18 protein-coding genes are annotated in these 17,161 nt (G+C 71.2%); 14 read left to right on the top strand and 4 right to left on the bottom strand.

The genetic code is table 11. The annotated features are described in order from the left end of the window. Positions 1-41 precede the first annotated feature (41 nt). From AB0M83_RS18280 to AB0M83_RS18270, 3 genes are all read left to right on the top strand, one after another. Positions 42-1,082, top strand: a complete 1,041-nt coding sequence (locus AB0M83_RS18280; protein ID WP_364518415.1) for a PLP-dependent transferase — start codon at positions 42-44, stop codon at positions 1,080-1,082. Between the two features lie 61 nt (positions 1,083-1,143). Continuing rightward, entirely contained in the window at positions 1,144-1,923 is a 780-nt protein-coding gene (locus tag AB0M83_RS18275; RefSeq protein ID WP_364518413.1) for a hypothetical protein, read from the top strand. Further along, positions 1,920-2,504, top strand: coding sequence for a class F sortase (locus AB0M83_RS18270; RefSeq protein WP_364518411.1), 585 nt, complete (start codon positions 1,920-1,922; stop codon positions 2,502-2,504). Before AB0M83_RS18275 ends, AB0M83_RS18270 begins: the two co-directional genes overlap by 4 nt. Here the strand turns inward: AB0M83_RS18270 and AB0M83_RS18265 are convergent. After that, the gene (locus tag AB0M83_RS18265; protein WP_364518410.1) at positions 2,501-3,535 is read right to left on the bottom strand and encodes a patatin-like phospholipase family protein; all 1,035 of its coding nucleotides are present in this window, start codon (positions 3,533-3,535) and stop codon (positions 2,501-2,503) included. The genes AB0M83_RS18270 and AB0M83_RS18265 overlap by 4 nt on opposite strands. A gap of 10 nt (positions 3,536-3,545) precedes the next feature. Further along, complete coding sequence (locus tag AB0M83_RS18260) at positions 3,546-4,292, bottom strand: FadR/GntR family transcriptional regulator (RefSeq protein WP_364518408.1); 747 nt, start codon at positions 4,290-4,292, stop codon at positions 3,546-3,548. 66 nt (positions 4,293-4,358) lie between these two features. Between AB0M83_RS18260 and AB0M83_RS18255 the strand changes: the two genes are divergently transcribed. From AB0M83_RS18255 to AB0M83_RS18210, 10 genes are all read left to right on the top strand, one after another. Then, positions 4,359-5,849 (top strand): ABC transporter substrate-binding protein, encoded by a 1,491-nt coding sequence (locus AB0M83_RS18255; protein ID WP_364518406.1) that lies wholly within the window; start codon positions 4,359-4,361, stop codon positions 5,847-5,849. Continuing rightward, positions 5,846-6,790, top strand: a complete 945-nt coding sequence (locus AB0M83_RS18250) for an ABC transporter permease (protein ID WP_364518404.1) — start codon at positions 5,846-5,848, stop codon at positions 6,788-6,790. The genes AB0M83_RS18255 and AB0M83_RS18250 overlap by 4 nt, the downstream gene beginning before the upstream one ends. Next, positions 6,790-7,596: an ABC transporter permease gene (locus AB0M83_RS18245; protein WP_364518402.1), complete on the top strand. Its 807-nt coding sequence runs from the start codon at positions 6,790-6,792 to the stop codon at positions 7,594-7,596. Before AB0M83_RS18250 ends, AB0M83_RS18245 begins: the two co-directional genes overlap by 1 nt. Then, positions 7,593-8,324: an ABC transporter ATP-binding protein gene (locus AB0M83_RS18240; RefSeq protein WP_364518400.1), complete on the top strand. Its 732-nt coding sequence runs from the start codon at positions 7,593-7,595 to the stop codon at positions 8,322-8,324. Before AB0M83_RS18245 ends, AB0M83_RS18240 begins: the two co-directional genes overlap by 4 nt. Then, the gene (locus AB0M83_RS18235; RefSeq protein WP_364518398.1) at positions 8,321-9,091 is read left to right on the top strand and encodes an ATP-binding cassette domain-containing protein; all 771 of its coding nucleotides are present in this window, start codon (positions 8,321-8,323) and stop codon (positions 9,089-9,091) included. Before AB0M83_RS18240 ends, AB0M83_RS18235 begins: the two co-directional genes overlap by 4 nt. Next, positions 9,084-10,496 (top strand): aldehyde dehydrogenase family protein, encoded by a 1,413-nt coding sequence (locus tag AB0M83_RS18230; RefSeq protein ID WP_364518396.1) that lies wholly within the window; start codon positions 9,084-9,086, stop codon positions 10,494-10,496. Before AB0M83_RS18235 ends, AB0M83_RS18230 begins: the two co-directional genes overlap by 8 nt. Then, on the top strand, positions 10,493-11,248 hold the full coding sequence (locus AB0M83_RS18225) for an SDR family oxidoreductase (RefSeq protein WP_364518394.1): 756 nt from the start codon (positions 10,493-10,495) through the stop codon (positions 11,246-11,248). The genes AB0M83_RS18230 and AB0M83_RS18225 overlap by 4 nt, the downstream gene beginning before the upstream one ends. A 9-nt stretch (positions 11,249-11,257) precedes the next feature. Then, positions 11,258-12,643 carry an amidase gene (locus AB0M83_RS18220; protein ID WP_364518392.1) on the top strand — a complete coding sequence of 462 codons (1,386 nt, stop codon included), beginning with the start codon at positions 11,258-11,260 and terminating at the stop codon, positions 12,641-12,643. A gap of 79 nt (positions 12,644-12,722) precedes the next feature. Continuing rightward, positions 12,723-13,244 carry a sigma-70 family RNA polymerase sigma factor gene (locus AB0M83_RS18215; RefSeq protein WP_364518390.1) on the top strand — a complete coding sequence of 174 codons (522 nt, stop codon included), beginning with the start codon at positions 12,723-12,725 and terminating at the stop codon, positions 13,242-13,244. Further along, positions 13,237-14,106, top strand: a complete 870-nt coding sequence (locus AB0M83_RS18210; RefSeq protein ID WP_364518388.1) for a CU044_5270 family protein — start codon at positions 13,237-13,239, stop codon at positions 14,104-14,106. Before AB0M83_RS18215 ends, AB0M83_RS18210 begins: the two co-directional genes overlap by 8 nt. A 40-nt stretch (positions 14,107-14,146) precedes the next feature. Here the strand turns inward: AB0M83_RS18210 and AB0M83_RS18205 are convergent, their stop codons facing one another. Continuing rightward, a complete protein-coding gene (locus AB0M83_RS18205; RefSeq protein WP_364518386.1) occupies positions 14,147-14,995 on the bottom strand; it encodes a CoA ester lyase in 849 nt (282 codons plus the stop codon). Then, positions 14,992-16,062: a CoA ester lyase gene (locus AB0M83_RS18200; protein WP_364518384.1), complete on the bottom strand. Its 1,071-nt coding sequence runs from the start codon at positions 16,060-16,062 to the stop codon at positions 14,992-14,994. Before AB0M83_RS18200 ends, AB0M83_RS18205 begins: the two co-directional genes overlap by 4 nt. A 421-nt stretch (positions 16,063-16,483) precedes the next feature. Between AB0M83_RS18200 and AB0M83_RS18195 the strand changes: the two genes are divergently transcribed. After that, positions 16,484-17,137 (top strand): hypothetical protein, encoded by a 654-nt coding sequence (locus tag AB0M83_RS18195; protein WP_364518382.1) that lies wholly within the window; start codon positions 16,484-16,486, stop codon positions 17,135-17,137. The last annotated feature ends 24 nt before the right edge of the window (positions 17,138-17,161 follow it).

Genomic DNA, 17,161 nt, shown 5'->3' with positions numbered 1-17,161 from the left:
TCACAGTGACCGGCGCATGACCTGCGGTTACCGTGAACCGCATGGACGACTGGACGCCCCGCACCAAGGCCATCGCCGCCGGCCGGCCGCACGGCCCCGGCGAACCGCTGAACACCCCGCTCGTCGCCACCAGCACCTACCGGGCCGGTGGTGACTTCGTGTACGCGCGCGGCGACGGGACGCCGACCTGGCACGCGCTGGAAGAGGCCGTCGGTGCACTGGAAGGCGGCCACGCGACGGCGTTCGCGTCCGGCGTCGCGACGCTGTCCGCGGTGCTGGACCTGCTGCCGGTCGGGTCGCGGGTCGTCGTGCCGACGTTCAGCTACGCCGTGACGCGCGGGGTGCTCGCCCACGCGCAGAAGCTCGGCAAGCTCGCCGTCACCGAGCTCGAGCCGGCCGACACCGCGGCTTGGGTCGCCGAAGCCGCGACGTCCGACCTGGTCTGGCTCGAGTCGCCGACCAACCCGACCCTCGACGTCATGGACATCGAGACGATCGCCGCCGCCGCGCGCGGCCGGGTCGTCGTCGACAACACCTTCGCGACGCCGTTGCAGCAGCGGCCCCTGGAGCTGGGTGCCGACGTCGTCGTGCACAGCGGGACCAAGCTGATCGGCGGGCACAGCGACCTGCTGCTGGGCATCACCGTCGCCAAGGACCCGGCCGTCGCCGCCGAGCTGCAGGGCGCGCGGACCCGCGTCGGCTCGACGCCGGGCGCGCTCGAAGCCTGGCTCGCGCTGCGGGGCCTGCGGACCATGCCGGTCCGGCTGGCCGAGCAGTCCCGCACCGCCGCGCTGCTCGCGGCACGCCTCGGCGAGCACCCCGCGGTGCGGCGGGTGCGCTACCCGGGTTTCGGGATGATGGTCTCCTTCGAGCTGGCCGACGCCGAGGCGGCCGACCGGTTCTGCGAGTCGGTCCGGCTGATCGTCCCGGCGACGAGCCTCGGCGGCGTGGAAAGCCTGGTCGAACGGCGGGCGTGGCTCCCGGGCGAGGAACGCGTGCCGGCGGGGCTGATCCGGTTCAGCGTCGGCCTGGAGGACCCTGACGACCTGTGGCGGGACCTGAACAGCGCGTTAGCGGAGTAACGCCGGTCGACAAATCGTCGATAGTCGCGGCATCGCAGGTCAACCGCCGTTGGGAGTCATCGTGGGTAGAACGCTGAACCGGGTCGCGGGGGTCGTTTCGGCGGCTGCGCTGGCCACCTTCGCCGCCGCGCCGGTCGCGCTGGCGGACGACGAGACCAGCACCTCACCCACGGAAACGACCACGTCCACGTCCACATCGGAGACGACGACCACCACGGCTCCGACCACGACGGAGACCACGACTCCGTCCACTTCGGTCACCACCACGGGGACCACTTCGGCGCCGGCCACGACCGGCACCAAGTCGGAGACCCCGACCTCGACCTCGACTTCCGCATCGAGCGAACCGCCGAAGGACGACTTCCAGGACAACACCGGCGCCGGCTTCGTCGGCCTCGGCGGCGAAGGTGTCCTGGTCATCAACTGCGCGGCGGGTGCGCCCGGCAACCTCGCCGCCCAGTACCTGAGCGTCACCGGGGGCCCGGACCAGGACGAGTCCGACGGCCGGACCTGGAACTACACGGTCCGGGTGGACAACCTGCCCGCCGGCACCACCACCGGCAAGTTCAGCTGGACCTGCAACGGTGTCGAGGGCAACGGCACCGTCGAGTTCCAGCAGCCGGAGGTGCCGCCGACCAGCACCAGCGGCACGCCGACCAGCAGCAGCACGGTCCCGTCGAGCACCGCGCCGGTGACCACGGCGACCTCGACCGCCACGACCACCGCCACGGCCACGACCACCACCACCACCACCGCTTCCGGCAACGCTGCTCCGAAGGCCCAGGTCAAGGTCGCTCCCAAGGGCGGGGTCGAAACCGGCTTCGGCGGCACGGCCAGGTGACGCTCCGCCGGGCGGGCGCGGCCCTCGCGCTCGTCCTGACGCTGGCTGCCTGCAGCACCCCGGAAGCACCCAAGGCGGCACCGGCTCCGGCTCCGGTTCCGGCTTCGGTGCCGGTGACCGCGCCGTTCAAGGGACTCCGGCCGACCACCGTCAAGATTCCCAAGATCGGCGCGGAGTCCAGTCTCCTCGCCGTGGCGGTCAAGACCGACGGCTCGATCTCCGTTCCCTCGGTGCACACGCCGATGCAGGCGGCCTGGTACAAGCTCTCACCGGTGCCCGGCGACGTCGGTCCGGCGATCGTGCTCGGGCACGTCGACGGCGACAAGAAGCCCGGCATCTTCTACAAGCTCAAGGACCTCGCGCCCGGTGACGAGGTGGACATCGACCGCAGCGACGGCCGGAAGCTGAAGTTCGTCGTCGACCGCGTCACGCAGGTCCCGAAGGACACGTTCCCGAAGGACGCCGTGTACGGCAACAGCGACAAGCCCGAGCTGCGCCTGATCACCTGCGGTGGCGTGTTCGACCACGCCGAGCACAGCTACAAGGACAACATCGTCGTCTACGCGAACCTCGCGGCCTAGCAACCGCCCGGGTACGGAAAAGCCGGCTTGACCGTCGATTCGGGACAGACCCAGCGCCGCATCCCGGCGTCGCAGACCGCGTAACCCCAGTTGATCAGCCGGTCCTGCACCTGCTCGGACATCCTGGTGAGCCGCGTCTTCGTCTCGGCCAGCTCGCGGGTCCGCTCGACCGGCGCCGGCAGCGCGTCCGGCAGCTCGAAGTGCGTGATGTCGCTGTAGGTCGCCCAATACGTGCCGGCGAACCGCTTGTCCTGGTAGGACTTCAGCAGCGAGCCGGTGCGCAGTTCGCGGACCTGGTTGTCCATCACGGTCAGCACGCGGAACAGCTGCATCGGCCAGTTGTGCTTCGGCCGTTCCTCGTGCTTCATCTTCTTGCCGGCGTCGCTGACCAGGACGGTCGCGCGCTGGTTCTCGATCGGGTCGAGGCCGAGGTTGTCGTACACGCCCGCGTCGCTGAGCACGATCTTGCGGTCCGGCCGGTGCGGATCCGGGATCACGACCGGCGAAAGCAGCGGCGGGAAGGCCGACGACGCGGCCACCGCGGTCGCCAGCGGCACCTGCCCGTGCGGGCCGGGCTGCCGGAAGAACCACCACAGCGAGCCGTCCTGCAGGCTGGTCGCGGTGAACACGAAGTTCGGCCCGGCCGGGTCGAGGTCCGCGAGGCGGCAGTCGCCGAAGAGGTGCTTCGCGTAGCGGCGGGCCAGTTCCTCGCCGGCACTGCGCCACGGCATCACCATGGCCTTCAGCGTCACCGGGACGTCGAGGTGGGTGCGGGCGAGTTTCCGCAGCGGCTGCACGACTTCCTTGCCGAAGTTCTCCGCGACGCCGTCTTCGCCGAACCACAGCTTGTGCCACGCGTGCGCCAGGACGCCGGCGGCGATCGATCCGCCGGAGACGCTCGAGACGGTGGTCAGCTTCGGCAGCCAGCCGAGTTCGTTGAGCCGCCAGAGCGCGCCGGCGTGGAAGAGCATCGCGCGGTAACCACCCCCGGACAGCGCGAGCCCGACGCCGTCCCGTTTCGCCGTGTCCATCCCGCGCAGTCTAGGACCGCAGCAACGGTGTGAGGAGCGGCCGTTGCCCGGCGGGCACGTATTCGGCGTAGTTGTCGTACAACGCCTGCTTGGCCAGGTGGGCCGCGCCGGCGCCGTCGGCCGAGCGGATCGCGTCGAGCACCTCGGCGTGGTGGGAGAGCCACGCGCGCATCAGCGACGTGCGGTTGCTGGCGTGTTCGAGCTTGTCCTCGATCAGCTCCAGCACGACCCCGCGCACGACTTCTTCGCTGACCACCAGCAGGGGGTTGCGCGAGATGCGCGCGATCACTTCGTGGAAGGCGACGTCGGCGCGGCTGAACTCCGCGTAGCCGTGCGAGACGCCTTCGCGCATCGCTTCCAGCGCCGTGTCGAGGCCGGTCAGGTCGTCGTCCGTGCGGAGCTCGGCGGCGAGCAGGTGGGCCGAGCCGTCGAGGATCATCCGGAACTGCAACAGCTCCGCGAGCCCGACGTGGTCGGCGCGCGCGAGCCGGTGCATCGAGCGGTGCAACGCGACGGGTGACGCGGCCAGGACCTCCGGCCCCCGCGGGTCGCCGGGCCGGGACCGGATCATCTCCGCGGCCTGCAGCACCCGCAGGGCTTCCCGGACCGTCGAGCGGCCGACGCCGAACTGCGTCATCAGCTCGCGTTCGCTCGGCAGGCGCTCGCCCGGCTTCAGCGCACCGCTGACCACGGCCTGCTCGATCTGCTCCACGACCCGCTCGTACGCGCGGACCGGAGCCACCGGTTCGAACCGCATCCCTTGACCTCGACGTCCGTCGCGTGCAGGCTACTGGTCAGACCAGTGTACCTACCTGGAGGCGAGATGAAAGCCCGGATTCCCGTGCTGGCAGTGGCGCTGCTGCTCGTGGTGTCCGGCTGCTCGGCCGGCTCGTCGGCCAGCGTTTCCGCCGGCCCGGGCACGCTTTCCGTCGGCTTCACGGCGGAGCCGGCGAACTTCGACTTCACGAAGACCGATGGTGCCGCGATCCCGCAGGCGTTGCTCTACAACGTCTACGAAGGCCTGGTGAAGCTCGACTCGCAGGGTCGCGTCGTGCCGCTGCTCGCGAAGTCGTGGACGATCAGCCCGGACCGGAAGACCTACGACTTCCAGCTGCGACCGGGCGTCAAGTTCAGCAACGGCGCGCCCTTCACCGCCGAGGACGTCAAGTTCTCGCTGCTGCGCGTGAAGACCGATTGGACGATCTCGATCAAGTCCACGATGGACGTCGTCGACCACGTCGACGTCGTCGCGCCGGACCACGCGCGGGTCGTGCTGTCGAAACCGTCCAACGGCTGGCTGTTCAGCCTCACCAGCCGGCTCGGCGCGATGTTCAGCCCGACCGGGGTCGCGGACCTGGCGAACAAGCCGGTCGGCACCGGGCCGTACGTCGTGGCGGCGCGCAAGCGCGGCGACTCCGTGGTGCTGAAGGCGAACCCCGGGTACTGGGGCCGGAAACCGGCCTACACCACGGTGGTCCTCAAGTACATCAAGGACCCGACCGCGTTGAACAACGCGCTCTACAGCAACGGCATCGACGTCATTTCCGCGATCACCGCGCCGGACTCGATCCCGCAGTTCCAGGCGGACGACCGGTTCCAGGTCGTCCAGGGCACGTCGAACAGCGAGGTCACGCTGGCGATGAACAACGCGCGGGCGCCGCTGAACGACGTTCGCGTGCGGCAGGCGCTGACGTACGCGATCGACCGGAAGGCGTTGCTGGACACGGCTTGGGCGGGTCGCGGAACGCTGATCGGCAGCATGGTCCCGCCGACCGATCCCTGGTACGAGGACCTTTCCCAGGTCTATCCGTTCGAGCCGGCGAAGGCGAAGGCGCTGCTGACCGAGGCGGGGGCGACGAACCTGAACCTGCGGCTGCGGATCCCGAACCTGCCGTACGCGGTGTCGGCCGCGCAGGTCGTGCAGTCGCAGCTCGCCGACGTCGGGGTGCGGACGACGATCGAGCCGCTCGACTTCCCCGCGGTCTGGCTGAAGCAGGTCTTCACCGACCACGACTACGACCTGTCGATCATCCAGCACGTCGAGGCGCGGGACATCACGACGTTCGGGAAGCCGAAGTACTACTGGGGGTACGACAGCAAGCGCGTCCAGCAGTTGCTGGCCGAAGCCGACAGCGGGACGCCGGAGCAGCAGGTCGCGGACATGAAGCAGGTGGCGCGGCAGCTGAACACCGACGCCGCCGCGGACTGGCTGTTCCTGTTCCCGAACGTCATCGTGGCGAAGGCGAAGGTCGGCGGGTTCGTCCAGAACCAGGTCAGCGAGTCGTTCGACCTGACCGGATTGGTACCGCGATGACGGCCAAGGTGCTGCGCCGGGTGGCGATCTTCGTGGTCAGCGTGCTGGTCGCGTCGATCGTGGTGTTCCTGTTCATGGCGGTGCTGCCGGGCGATCCGGCGCAGGTCGCGCTCGGCGTCAACGCGACGCCGGAGCTGCTGGCCAAGACGCGCGCGGAGTTCGGCATCGACCGCCCGCTCGTCACCCAATACTTCGACTGGATCGGCGGGGTGCTGCACGGCGACTTCGGCCGCTCGTACGTCACGCGCGACACCATCGGCCCGCAGCTGCTCGACCGCCTCGGCGTCACGCTGTGGCTGGTCGGCGCGGGGATGCTGGTGGCGCTGGTGATCGCGATCCCCGCGGGCACGTTCGCCGCGGTGAAGCACCGCAAGGCGTCCGGTGCGAGCGTTTCGGGGCTTTCGCAGATCGGTGTCGCGATTCCCGCGTTCCTGGCCGGGATCATCCTGGTGCAGATCTTCGCGGTGCAGCTGCGCTGGCTGCCGTCGGGCGGGTGGACGCCGCCGAACCAGAATTTCGGCGAATTCTTCCGCGGTCTGGTCCTTCCGGCGTTGTCCCTCGGGTTGGTGCAGGGCGCGGTGCTCACGCGCTATGTGCGGTCGGCCGTGCTCGACACGCTCGGCCAGGACTACCTGCGCACCGCGCGGTCGAAGGGCTTGCGGCCGGGACAGGCGTTGGTGCGCCATGGTTTGCGCAACGCGTCCGTCCCCGTGGTGACGGTCTTGGGTCTGCAGCTGGCGACGCTGCTCATCGGGGCGGTCGTCGTCGAGCGCGTGTTCGTGCTGCCGGGCCTGGGCTCGATGCTGCTGGACGCCGTCGCCTCCCGCGACCTGCTGACCGTGCAGGGGATCGTGCTCGTGCTGGTGGTCGGGGTGCTGCTGGTCAACTTCGTCGTCGACGTCCTCTACACCGTGCTCGACCCGCGATTGCGAGGTTCGTGATGCGCAATCTCGTCATCGGCGGAGTGCTCGTGGGGCTGGTCGTGCTGGCCGCGGTGCTGTCGTTCTTCTGGACGCCGTTCGACCCGGTGAAGGTCGACGCCGCGCACCGGCTCCTGGGCTTCGGCGGTTCGAACCTGTTCGGTACCGACAAGTTCGGGCGTGACCTGCTCAGCCAGATCATGGTCGGCGCCCGGACCACGTTGTACGTCGGCGTGGTGGCGGTCGGCATCGCCGCGGTGATCGGCACGCCGCTGGGCATCCTCGCCGGGATGTCGCCGCGGTGGCTGGGCGAGTTCGTCATGCGGGTAAACGACCTCGTGCTCGCGTTCCCCGCGCTGCTGCTGGCGATCATGTTCGGCGCGGTGTTCGGCGCGGACACGCTGACCGCGATGGTCGCGATCGGCATCGCGACCATCCCGTCGTTCGCGCGGATCGCCCGGTCCGGGACGCTGCAGGTGATGAGCACGGAGTTCGTGCTCGCCGCGCGCGCCGGCGGCCGGTCGCGGCTGACCATCGCCGTGCGGCACGTGCTGCCGAACATCTCCGGGCTGCTGATCGTGCAGGCCTCGGTGTCGTTCGCGATCGCCGTGCTCGCCGAAGCGGCGTTGTCGTTCCTCGGTTTCGGGACGCGGCCGCCGACGCCGTCGTGGGGCCGGATGCTGCAGGAGTCCCAGGAACTCCTCACGGTGCAGCCGCGGCTGGCGCTGGTGCCGGGCATCGCGATCGCGGTGGCTGTGCTCGGTTTCAACCTCCTCGGCGACGGCCTGCGCGACCGCCTGGACCCCCGATTGGCGGCGAAAGTATGACGCTCTCGGTTTCGGGACTCACTGTTGCTTCGCTCGTCCGCGACGTCTCCTTCGAGATCGGCGCCGGCGAACGCGTCGGGCTGATCGGCGAGTCGGGCTCCGGGAAGTCGCTCACGGCCTTGTCGATCATGGGCCTGCTGCCCGAGGAGCTGCGCGCGTCCGGCTCGATCCGGCTCGGCGAGCGCGAGCTGCTGGAAATGTCCGAAAAGGACCTGTCCCGGCTGCGCGGCGACGAGCTGGCCATGGTCTTCCAGGAGCCGATGACGGCGTTGAACCCGGCCATGCGCGTCGGCCGCCAGGTCACCGAGCCGGGCCGGATCCACGGCCGCCGCCGGTCCGCGGACGAACTCCTCGACGCGGTCGGCCTGCCGGGCACGGCCCGCGCCTACCCGCACCAGCTGTCCGGCGGGCAGCGCCAGCGGGTGGTCCTGGCGATGGCGCTGGCCAACGAGCCGTCGCTGCTGATCTGCGACGAGCCCACAACGGCCCTCGACGTCACGGTCCAAGCCCAGATCCTCACCCTCATCAAGAGCGCACTTTCACGTGAAAGTGCGCTCCTGTTCATCACGCACGATCTCGCGGTGGTGGCGTCGGTGTGCGAGCGCGTGCTGGTGATGCTCGACGGCGAGATCGTCGAAGCGGGCTCGACGCGCGAAGTGCTGACGTCGCCGAAGCACGAGTACACGCGCAAGCTCCTGGACGCCTCGGACCTGGAGGCCCGGCGATGATCATCGAAGTCCGCGACCTCGAACGCCGCTACGCCCGGCGAGACGTGCACGCGCTGCGCGGCGTCAGCTTCGACGTCGAAGCGGGGCAGCGGTTCGGCATCGTCGGTGAGTCCGGTTCCGGCAAGTCCACGCTGGTCCGATTGCTGGCCGCGCTCGACAAGCCCACCGCCGGCACGGTCTCGTTCCAAGGCCGGCGCATCGACAACGTCCCCGAGCGGAAGCTGGGTTTCCTGCGTTCCGAACTGCAGATCGTCTTCCAGGACCCGATGGGTTCCCTCGACCCGCGCATGCGCGTCGCGGACATCATCTCCGAACCGCTGGGGCGCCGGAACCCGAAGCTCGTCGACGAACTGCTCGCGGCGGTCGGGCTCCCCGCGGACGCGGCGGGGCGCTACCCGCACCAGTTCTCCGGCGGCCAGCGGCAGCGGATCTCGATCGCCCGCGCGCTCGCGCCGAACCCGAGCGTGCTGATCGCCGACGAACCGGTCAGCGCCCTCGACGTTTCCGTGCGCGGCCAGATCCTCGATCTGCTCGGCTCGCTGGTGGAGCAGTTCGCGCTGACGCTGATCTTCGTGTCGCACGACCTCGGCGTCGTCCGGCACGTCTGCGACCGCGTCGCGGTGATGCGCCGCGGCGAGATCGTCGAGCTGGGCGACGTGGCGCAGGTCTACGACGCGCCGCAGCACGAGTACACCCGGGAACTCCTGGCCGCCGCGCCGAACCTGCGTGCGGAACTGGCCCGGTTGAGCGGAGGTGACGATGCCTGACTACCCGGACGGCCTGCCGGTCGGCGCGGAATGGGTGTCCACTGCAGACAGCCAAGAAATCGTTTTCCCTTACGACGGGAGCGTCATCGGCACCGCGCCCATCGGGACGCCGGAGCTGGCGAAGCGGGCTGTCGACGAGGCTGTCGCCGTCGCGCGCGAAGTGGCTTCGCTGCCCTCGCGGACGCGCCGCAAGCTGCTCAACGACGTCGCCGCCGCACTGGCCGAGCGCCGCGAGGAGTTCGAGAACCTGCTCGTGCTCGAGACCGGCAAGCCGCTGGTCGACTGCCGCGTCGAGGTCGCGCGCACGATCGTCACCTGGGAAGCCGCGGCCGAAGAGGTGTCGCGGCTGCACGGCGAGACCGTGCCGCTGGACCTCCTGCCCGCCGGCGACGGCCTGGTGGGGTTCTGGAAGCGCAAGCCGATCGGCGTCGTCGTCGGCATCGCGGGCTTCAACTACCCGCTGCTGCTCGCGTCGCACAAAATCGCGCCGGCGATCGCCGCGGGCTGCCCGGTGATCGTCAAACCCGCGCCGCAGACTCCGCTGGCGACGCTGTGGCTGGTTCACCTCGTGCGCTCGGCCGCGCCGCTCGCTGCCATGGTCCAGCTCGTCACGGGCGACGGGTCCGTGGGCGCTGCGCTGACGACCGACCGCCGGATCGGCGCGGTCTCGTTCACCGGCTCGGCCGCGGTCGGCCATCGCATCGCCCGCGACGCGGCCCCCACGAAGACGTTGCTGGAGCTGGGCTCGAACGCCGCCTTGGTCGTTGCCGAGGACGCCGACCTCGACGCGGCCGCGGACGCCGTACTGCGCGGCGGGTTCTACGCCTCCGGCCAGGCGTGCATCTCTGTCCAGCGCGTGCTGGTCGTCTCGTCGGTCGCCGAAGAGTTCACCCAACGCGTGCTGGCTCGCCTCGACGAGGTCGTCACCGGTGACCCGCGAGATGAGAAGACGCGGGTGTCGGCGCTGATCGACCCTGCTTCCACCGACCGCGTCGCCGCGTGGATCGAGAAGTCCGGCGCCCGCCAGGTCGGCGGTGGTGTCGACGGCACAGTCCTGCGGCCGACCGTCTTGCTCGACGTCCCGGACGGCGTCGAGGCCTGGGACGAGGAGATCTTCGGCCCGGTCGTCTGCCTGCGCACGGTGTCCGATGTGGACGAAGCCTTCGCCGCGGTGAACGCATCCCGCTACGGCCTGCACGCCAGCGTCTACAGCAAGTCCCTGAACACGGCGTTCCGCGCGCTCGACGAGCTGGAGGTCGGCGGCGTCGTCGTCAACGAGGTGCCCGGCTTCCGCTCCGACACCATGCCCTACGGCGGCGTGAAGGACTCCGGCATCGGCCGCGAAGGGCCGCGGTTCGCCGTCGAAGAGCTGACCGTGACGAGGATGGCGGTGCTGCGCCCGTGAACTACGAGAACCTCTTCCGCCTGGACGGCCGGCGCGCCGTCGTGCTCGGTGCGGGCGGGATCGGCCGCGAAGCCGCGCGAGCCCTGGCCGCCCACGGCGCCGACGTGGTCTGCGCGGACCGGGACGTCGAGGCCGCCCGCGAGTCCGGCGTCGGCGAGGCGTACGAGGTCGACCTGCTGGAACCCGGCGCGATCGACCGCGCGGCGACGGACCTCGGCCCGCAGGACATCGTCGTGCTGACCGCGGCGACGAACGTCCGCAAACGGTTGCTGGACTACACGCGAGAGGAGTTCGACCGCGTTCTCGCGCTGAACCTCGGCGTGTCGTTCGAGGTCGTCCGCGTCTTCGGCGCCGGCATGGTCGCGCGGGGGCGGGGGAGCATCATCGGCTTCTCGTCGATCCGCGGGACGACCGTCGAGCCCGGTCAGGGCCCGTACGCGGCGACGAAAGCCGGGCTCGTGCAGCTGTTCCGGACGGCCGCCGCGGAGTTCGGCCCGGCCGGGGTCCGGGTCAACGCGATCGCCCCCGGCGTCGTCGAAACCCCGTTGACCGCGCAGATCAAGGCGAACCCGGAGTGGTACGACGCGTACGCGCAGAAGGGCGCTTTGGGCCGCTGGGCGCGTCCGGACGAGCTGGCCGGCGCCGTCGTGTACCTCGCTTCGGACGCTTCGTCGTTCGTGACCGGCTCCGTGCTCGCGGTCGACGGAGGCTGGACCGCCGTCGACGGCCGCTTCGAACCGCCTGCTTCCTGAGGAGCGTTCATGACCGAGCTGCCCGACCTGACCGCCGTCGAACTCGTCGCGCGGTACCGCGCGAAGACGCTCTCGCCGGTCGAGGTGACCGAAGCCGTTCTCGCGCGCATCGAGGCGCGCGAGCCCGAGCTGCACGCGTTATACGCGTACGACCCTTCGGCGGCTCTCGACGACGCGAAGGCGTCCGAAGCGCGCTGGGCGTCCGGCGAACCGCTGGGCCCGATCGACGGCGTCCCGCTGACGCTCAAGGAGAACATCGCCACGCGCGGCACCCCGGTGCCGCTGGGCACGGCGGCGACCGAGCTGGTCCCGGCCGCCGAGGACGCACCGGCGGCCGCGCGCGTCCGCGAGTCCGGCGGCGTGCTGCTGGCCAAGACGACGATGCCGGACTACGGGATGCTGACGTCCGGGCGGTCGAGCTTCCACGAGACGGCGCGGAACCCGTGGGTGCCGTCCGCGAGCCCGGGCGGGTCGAGCGCGGGTGCGGGCGCGGCGGCGGCCGCGGGGTACGGCCCGCTGCACGTCGGCACCGACATCGGCGGCTCGATCCGGCTGCCCGCGGGCTGGTGCGGGCTGGTCGGGCTGAAGCCGAGCTTCGGCCGGGTGCCGGTCGACCCGCCGTTCCTCGGCCGCGTCGCCGGCCCGATGACCCGCACGGTCGCCGACACGGCGCTGCTGATGAGCGTCCTGTCCGGTCCCGACGCGCGCGACCACCTGAGCCTGCCGCCGGCCGACCTGCCGTGGTCGTCGCTCGACGGCTCCCTGTCCGGCATGCGCGTCGGTCTGCACCTCGACCCCGGCGTGGGCCTCCCGGTCGACCCGGCGACGCGCGACGCGATCACAGCGGCGGCCCGGGCCTTCGAAGCCGCGGGCGCGGTCGTCGAGCCGGTCGGCCCCTTCCTCACGCGCGCCATGCTCAGCGGCCTGGACGTCTTCTGGCGCACGCGCGCGTGGTCGGACATGCTCGGGTTGCCGGCGGAGCGGCGCGCGAAGGTGCTGCCGTACATCGCGGACTGGGCCGCGGGCGGCGCCGACGTGTCCGGAGTGGACGTCTACCGCGGTTTCGCCCAGATCGACGTGATCAGCGTGGCGGCCCTGCGCGCGACCTCGGCGTTCGACGTCGTGCTGTCCCCGACGTGCCCGGTCGCGGCACCGCCGGCGGAGTGGGCGTCCCCGACGAACGACCCGGCCCGCCCGTTCGAGCACATCGCGTTCACGGTGCCGTACAACATGTCCGGCCAGCCCGCGGTGTCCGTGAACTGCGGTTACACCGACGACGGCCGCCCGATCGGCCTCCAGATCAGCGGCCGCCGCTTCGACGACGTCGGCGTCCTGCGCGCGGCCGCGGCGTACGAAGGCCTCCGCGAGCCGCAGCGTCCCTGGCCGATCGGGTAGGGAAGAAGATCCGGGCCCGCGGCGAAGTGGTGGTGAAGCTGTCGCCGACGGGAAGGATCCCCATGACAGAGGCAGCCCCATGACGGCGGCCCCGGTGCTCGGCGCGGAGTCGTTCACCGAGGTGCACGACCGCCACTTCGCGGCCGTCTACCGGTACGTCGCCGGCCGCCTCGGCGCCCAGGTGGCGGAGGACGTCGCGGCGGAGACGTTCCTGGTCGCCTTCGACCGCCGGAAGACGTTCGACGCCACCCGCGGCGACCCGCGGGCCTGGCTGTTCGGCATCGCGACGAACCTCGTGTCGAGGCACCGCCGCAAGGAAGCCAGGCACTACCGCGCACTCTCGCGGCTCGAGGCGCCTCCGCCCGCCGAAGGCCACGAAAACCGCGTCCTGTCGGCCATCGCGGCCGGGCAGCTGGGCCAGGCGCTGGCCCAGCTGTCCGCGGGCGAGCGGGACGTCCTGCTGCTCGTCGCCCTCGGCGAACTCGGCTACGCGGAAGTCGCCGAAGCACTCGGCATCTCCCCGGGCACGGTCGGCTCCCGGCTGAACCGCGCCCGCAAGAAGCTCACCCCCGTTCTGGCCCAGGAGGCCCGCGATGAATGACCTCGAGACGCTGCGCGCGGCGCTGATCCCCGGCGAGCCCGCCCAGGATGTCGTCGACCGGAGCCGCCACCGGCTCCAGAACCGGATGCTCGCCGCGCCACGACGGCGGGTGCGCCCGTTCGCGCTCGGCGCCGGCCTGGTCGCCGCCGCGGCCGCGGCCGCCGTCGTGGTCGCGACCCTGCCGGGTGCTCCGGCTCCCGCTCCGCAACCACAGGCCGCGGCCCCGGTCGTCACCGGCGCGCAGGTCCTGCTGGCGGCGGCCACGGTGGCCGAACACGCCCCGGCGGGCACCGGCAAGTACTGGCACGTCAAAACCGCGTCGGACAACCTGGTTTACGAGAACTGGTTCAGCGTCGACGGCCGCATGTGGTTCCGCGGCGAGAAGTCCGGCGGCCGGGTCATGCCGCTGGGGCTGTCCCGGCTGCAGCTGGCCGCCACCGACGTGACCTTCGAGCAGCTGCGGACCCTGCCCGCCGACCCGGCGGCGCTGAAGGACTGGCTCGCCGACGCGATCGCGCACAGCGGTGCCCGGACGAGCGCGGGCCCGTTCACCGCGGCGGACCGGGAGCGGGAGCTGCTGCTGTCGATGGTGTCCCTGGTGTCGGCGTTGCCCGCGCCGCCGGCCGTGCGAGCCGCGGCCTTCCGCGCGATCGCGGCGTACCCCGGCGTCCGCGACCTCGGCCCGGTCCCGGGCGGCCGTGGTTTCCTGCTGCCCGGGGACTACCGCCTGGTCGTCGACCCCGCGACCGCACGCATCAACCACACGTCGATGTTCGTAACGGCGGACGGCGCCATCTACGGGGCCTCCGGTCCGCAGGGCGCCGAGGTCAGTGCCGAATGGACGGACTCGCTGCCGAAGTGAACCGCACCGGTGGCCGGGCGACCCGCCCGGCCACCGGCCGTCAGCTCTTGACGGCCTCGGCCAGCGCCAGCACCCGCCGCGCGTTGTCGACGTGCAGGTTCTCGATCATCCGGCCGTCCACGGTGACCACCCCGCTGCCGGCCTTCTCGAAAGCCTCGATGATCCGCCGCGACCGGTCGATCTCCTCTTCGGACGGCGCGAAGATCCGGTTGCACGGCTCCACCTGCGCCGGGTGGATCAGCGTCTTGCCGTCGAAGCCGTACTGCCGGCCCTGCTCGCACTCGGCTTCGAACCCTTCGAGGTCCTTCACGTCGTTGTAGACGCCGTCGAGGATCACCTTGCCGGTCGCCCGCGCGGCCAGCAGGCACAGCGACAGCCCGCCGAGCAGCGGGCCGCGGCCCGGGACGAACTCCGCGTGCAGCTCCTTGGCCAGGTCGTTCGTGCCCATCACCAGCACGGTCAGCCGTTCGGACGCCGCCGCGATCTCTTCGGCGTGCAGCATCGCGACCGGCGTCTCGACCATCGCCCAGATCTTCGTGTGCTCCGGCGCGCCGCCGAGCTCCAGCGCACGCTCGATGTTGTGCACCTCGGCCGCCGAGTTCACCTTCGGCACGACCACCGCGGCGGGCCCGGCCGACGCGGCCGCGCGCAGGTCGGCGTCGTGCCACTCGGTGTCGAGGCCGTTGACGCGGATCGTCACCTCGCGCGTCCCGTACGAACCGACGGCGGCGCACACGCGTTCGCGCGCGGCTTCCTTCGCGTCCGGCGCGACGGCGTCCTCGAGGTCGAGGATCAGCGCGTCCGCCGGGATGGTCTTGGCCTTCTCCAGCGCACGCTCGTTCGCGCCGGGCATGTAGAGAACGGAACGTCTCGGCTTCAGCTCGGTCATCCGAGGGCCTCCTTGGTGGCGTTGTCGTAGGCGGCCGCGAGCTCGGGGTCGTCCGCCGCGAGGGCGTCGGCCAGTTCGGCGACCACGCGGCACTGCTTCACCGACGCGTCGTCCTGCATCTTCCCGTCGATCATCACCGCGCCCGTGCCGTCACCCATCTCGGCGATCACGCGACGCGCCCAGGCCACCTCGGACGGCGAGGGCGAGAACACCTTCTTCGCGATGTCGATCTGCACCGGGTGCAGGCTCCACGCGCCGACGCAGCCGAGCAGGAACGCGTTCCGGAACTGGTCCTCGCACGCGACGACGTCGCGGATGTCCCCGAACGGCCCGTAGTACGGCAGGATCCCGTGCATCGCGCACGCGTCCACCATCCGCGCGACCGTGTAGTGCCAGAGGTCCTGCTGGTAGGTCGTCCGGCCTTCGTTCAGGTCGTCGCCGGTGGGGTCGGTGCGCACCAGGTAGCCGGGGTGGCCGCCGCCGACGCGGGTCGTCTTCATCCGGCGGCTCGCGGCCAGGTCGGCCGGGCCGAGGGAGATGCCCTGCATGCGCGGGCTCGCGCCGGCGATCTCCTCCACATTGGCCACCCCGCTGGCCGTCTCGAGGATCGCGTGCACGAGCAACGGCTTCGTGAGCCCGGCGCGCGCTTCGAGCTGGGCCAGCAGGCGGTCGACGTAGTGGATGTCCTGCGCGCCCTCGACCTTCGGCACCATGATCACGTCGAGCTTGTCGCCGATCTCGGTGACGAGCGTCACCAGGTCGTCGAGCACCCACGGCGAATCCAGGCTGTTGACCCGCGTCCACAGCTGGGTCTTCCCGAAGTCGTTCGCCTTGGCGATCGCGACGAGCCCGGCACGCGCGGCCTCCTTGCGGTCGGCGCGCACGGCGTCCTCGAGGTTGCCGAGCAGGACGTCGACCTTCTTCGCGATGTCCGGCACCTTCGCGGCCATCTTCTCGTTGCCCGGGTCGAAGAAGTGGATCATCCGGGACGGCGTCACCGGGATCTCCCGCACGGGGGCGGGCGCGCCCAGGGCGAGCGGGGCGAAGAAGTCCTTCGGGGAGCGCATCGGTCCTCCACGGCGACGACTAAGTGACTGATCGGTAACTTTAGTCCGGGGCGCGCGAGGCCGCTGCGGCGTAAGTCACCGCCGTGGGGGTGACGGCGGACAACCGCTGCTCAGCGACCTGCGTCCACTGTGGATTTTTCCCGGGTTGCGCCGAACGGGCTAGCCGGCGAGGTTTGCCGGATCCTGCCGCGGGTAGTCGGCTGTGGGCGGACGGTAGTGCCACTCAACTCGCGATCACTCGGTTGGCCGCACCGTTCGACCGAAGTCGGATGACCGCCTACCGACCGGTCATCGACCGCTGGCCGCCGCCGATCGCAGCCACTCGCACTACCCGGCGACGTCGCGCCGCCGCGCTGTTAGACAGATTGAGTGCCGGTTTTCACCGGTCACGAAGCGGTGCAGGTTAGAAGGAGGCGGACTCGTGGCGGCTACACCTCAGAACACCGAGCGCTCGACGGTCGCCGGTGGCGCGAAGCGCAGCCGGTCGATGCCGAGCCGAGTGGTGCCGCCGATCGAGCTCCCCGCGAGCGTCGACGAGCTCGCCCGCGCCGCCGCCGCCCAGCTGGGCTGGAACGGCGTCGTCCTCCCCGAGACCACGATCCTCGGCCGCAAGGTCTGCGTGGTCGCCAAGCTTCGCACCGACGTGCACGCCGAACGCATCGCGATGGGTGCCGGCCCGGTGGCCGACCGCGCCACCGTCGACACCTGGACCTGGCCGGAGCTGGCCGGAACCGCCCCCGCCCCGGCCGCCGAGATCGTCGGCGTCCTGGCCGTCGCGCGCCACTGGCGCACCGCGATGGCCTCCGCGGTTCCGTTCGCCCGCTACGGCGAGGCCGCGTTGGTGCTGCCGTCGCCGGCCGTCCTCACCGAGGACTACGTCGGCAACTGCCTGCCGCGCGCCCGTGCGTACGGTCTCGCCGTCGTGACGGCCGACCCGAACGCGGTCGTCGACCTCGACCTCGAGGGCCGCACCGAGCGCGTGCTGCTCGCCGAGGACCCGGTCTCGCGGCTGGTGAACGAGGTCGTCTACGACCACCTGCTCCGCACCGCCGAGGCCCCCGCTTCCCTCGACTGACGGGCTCGATCGCACGGGGATAGG

It is taken from the genome of Amycolatopsis sp. NPDC051106 (genome assembly GCF_040682775.1).
Classification (GTDB): domain Bacteria; phylum Actinomycetota; class Actinomycetes; order Mycobacteriales; family Pseudonocardiaceae; genus Amycolatopsis.
The sequence above is the reverse complement of the archived record's forward strand: the minus strand, read 5'-3'. Positions and strand labels throughout refer to the sequence as shown.

Excerpts from the sequence above, each read along its gene's own strand:
- AB0M83_RS18280 (WP_364518415.1), top strand. The coding sequence starts at position 42 with ATGGACGACTGGACGCCCCGCACCAAGGCCATCGCCGCCGGCCGGCCG.
- AB0M83_RS18265 (WP_364518410.1), bottom strand. The coding sequence starts at position 3,535 with ATGGACACGGCGAAACGGGACGGCGTCGGGCTCGCGCTGTCCGGGGGT.
- AB0M83_RS18260 (WP_364518408.1), bottom strand. The coding sequence starts at position 4,292 with ATGCGGTTCGAACCGGTGGCTCCGGTCCGCGCGTACGAGCGGGTCGTG.
- AB0M83_RS18255 (WP_364518406.1), top strand. The coding sequence starts at position 4,359 with ATGAAAGCCCGGATTCCCGTGCTGGCAGTGGCGCTGCTGCTCGTGGTG.
- AB0M83_RS18250 (WP_364518404.1), top strand. The coding sequence starts at position 5,846 with ATGACGGCCAAGGTGCTGCGCCGGGTGGCGATCTTCGTGGTCAGCGTG.
- AB0M83_RS18245 (WP_364518402.1), top strand. The coding sequence starts at position 6,790 with ATGCGCAATCTCGTCATCGGCGGAGTGCTCGTGGGGCTGGTCGTGCTG.
- AB0M83_RS18240 (WP_364518400.1), top strand. The coding sequence starts at position 7,593 with ATGACGCTCTCGGTTTCGGGACTCACTGTTGCTTCGCTCGTCCGCGAC.
- AB0M83_RS18235 (WP_364518398.1), top strand. The coding sequence starts at position 8,321 with ATGATCATCGAAGTCCGCGACCTCGAACGCCGCTACGCCCGGCGAGAC.
- AB0M83_RS18230 (WP_364518396.1), top strand. The coding sequence starts at position 9,084 with ATGCCTGACTACCCGGACGGCCTGCCGGTCGGCGCGGAATGGGTGTCC.
- AB0M83_RS18220 (WP_364518392.1), top strand. The coding sequence starts at position 11,258 with ATGACCGAGCTGCCCGACCTGACCGCCGTCGAACTCGTCGCGCGGTAC.
- AB0M83_RS18215 (WP_364518390.1), top strand. The coding sequence starts at position 12,723 with ATGACGGCGGCCCCGGTGCTCGGCGCGGAGTCGTTCACCGAGGTGCAC.
- AB0M83_RS18210 (WP_364518388.1), top strand. The coding sequence starts at position 13,237 with ATGAATGACCTCGAGACGCTGCGCGCGGCGCTGATCCCCGGCGAGCCC.
- AB0M83_RS18205 (WP_364518386.1), bottom strand. The coding sequence starts at position 14,995 with ATGACCGAGCTGAAGCCGAGACGTTCCGTTCTCTACATGCCCGGCGCG.
- AB0M83_RS18200 (WP_364518384.1), bottom strand. The coding sequence starts at position 16,062 with ATGCGCTCCCCGAAGGACTTCTTCGCCCCGCTCGCCCTGGGCGCGCCC.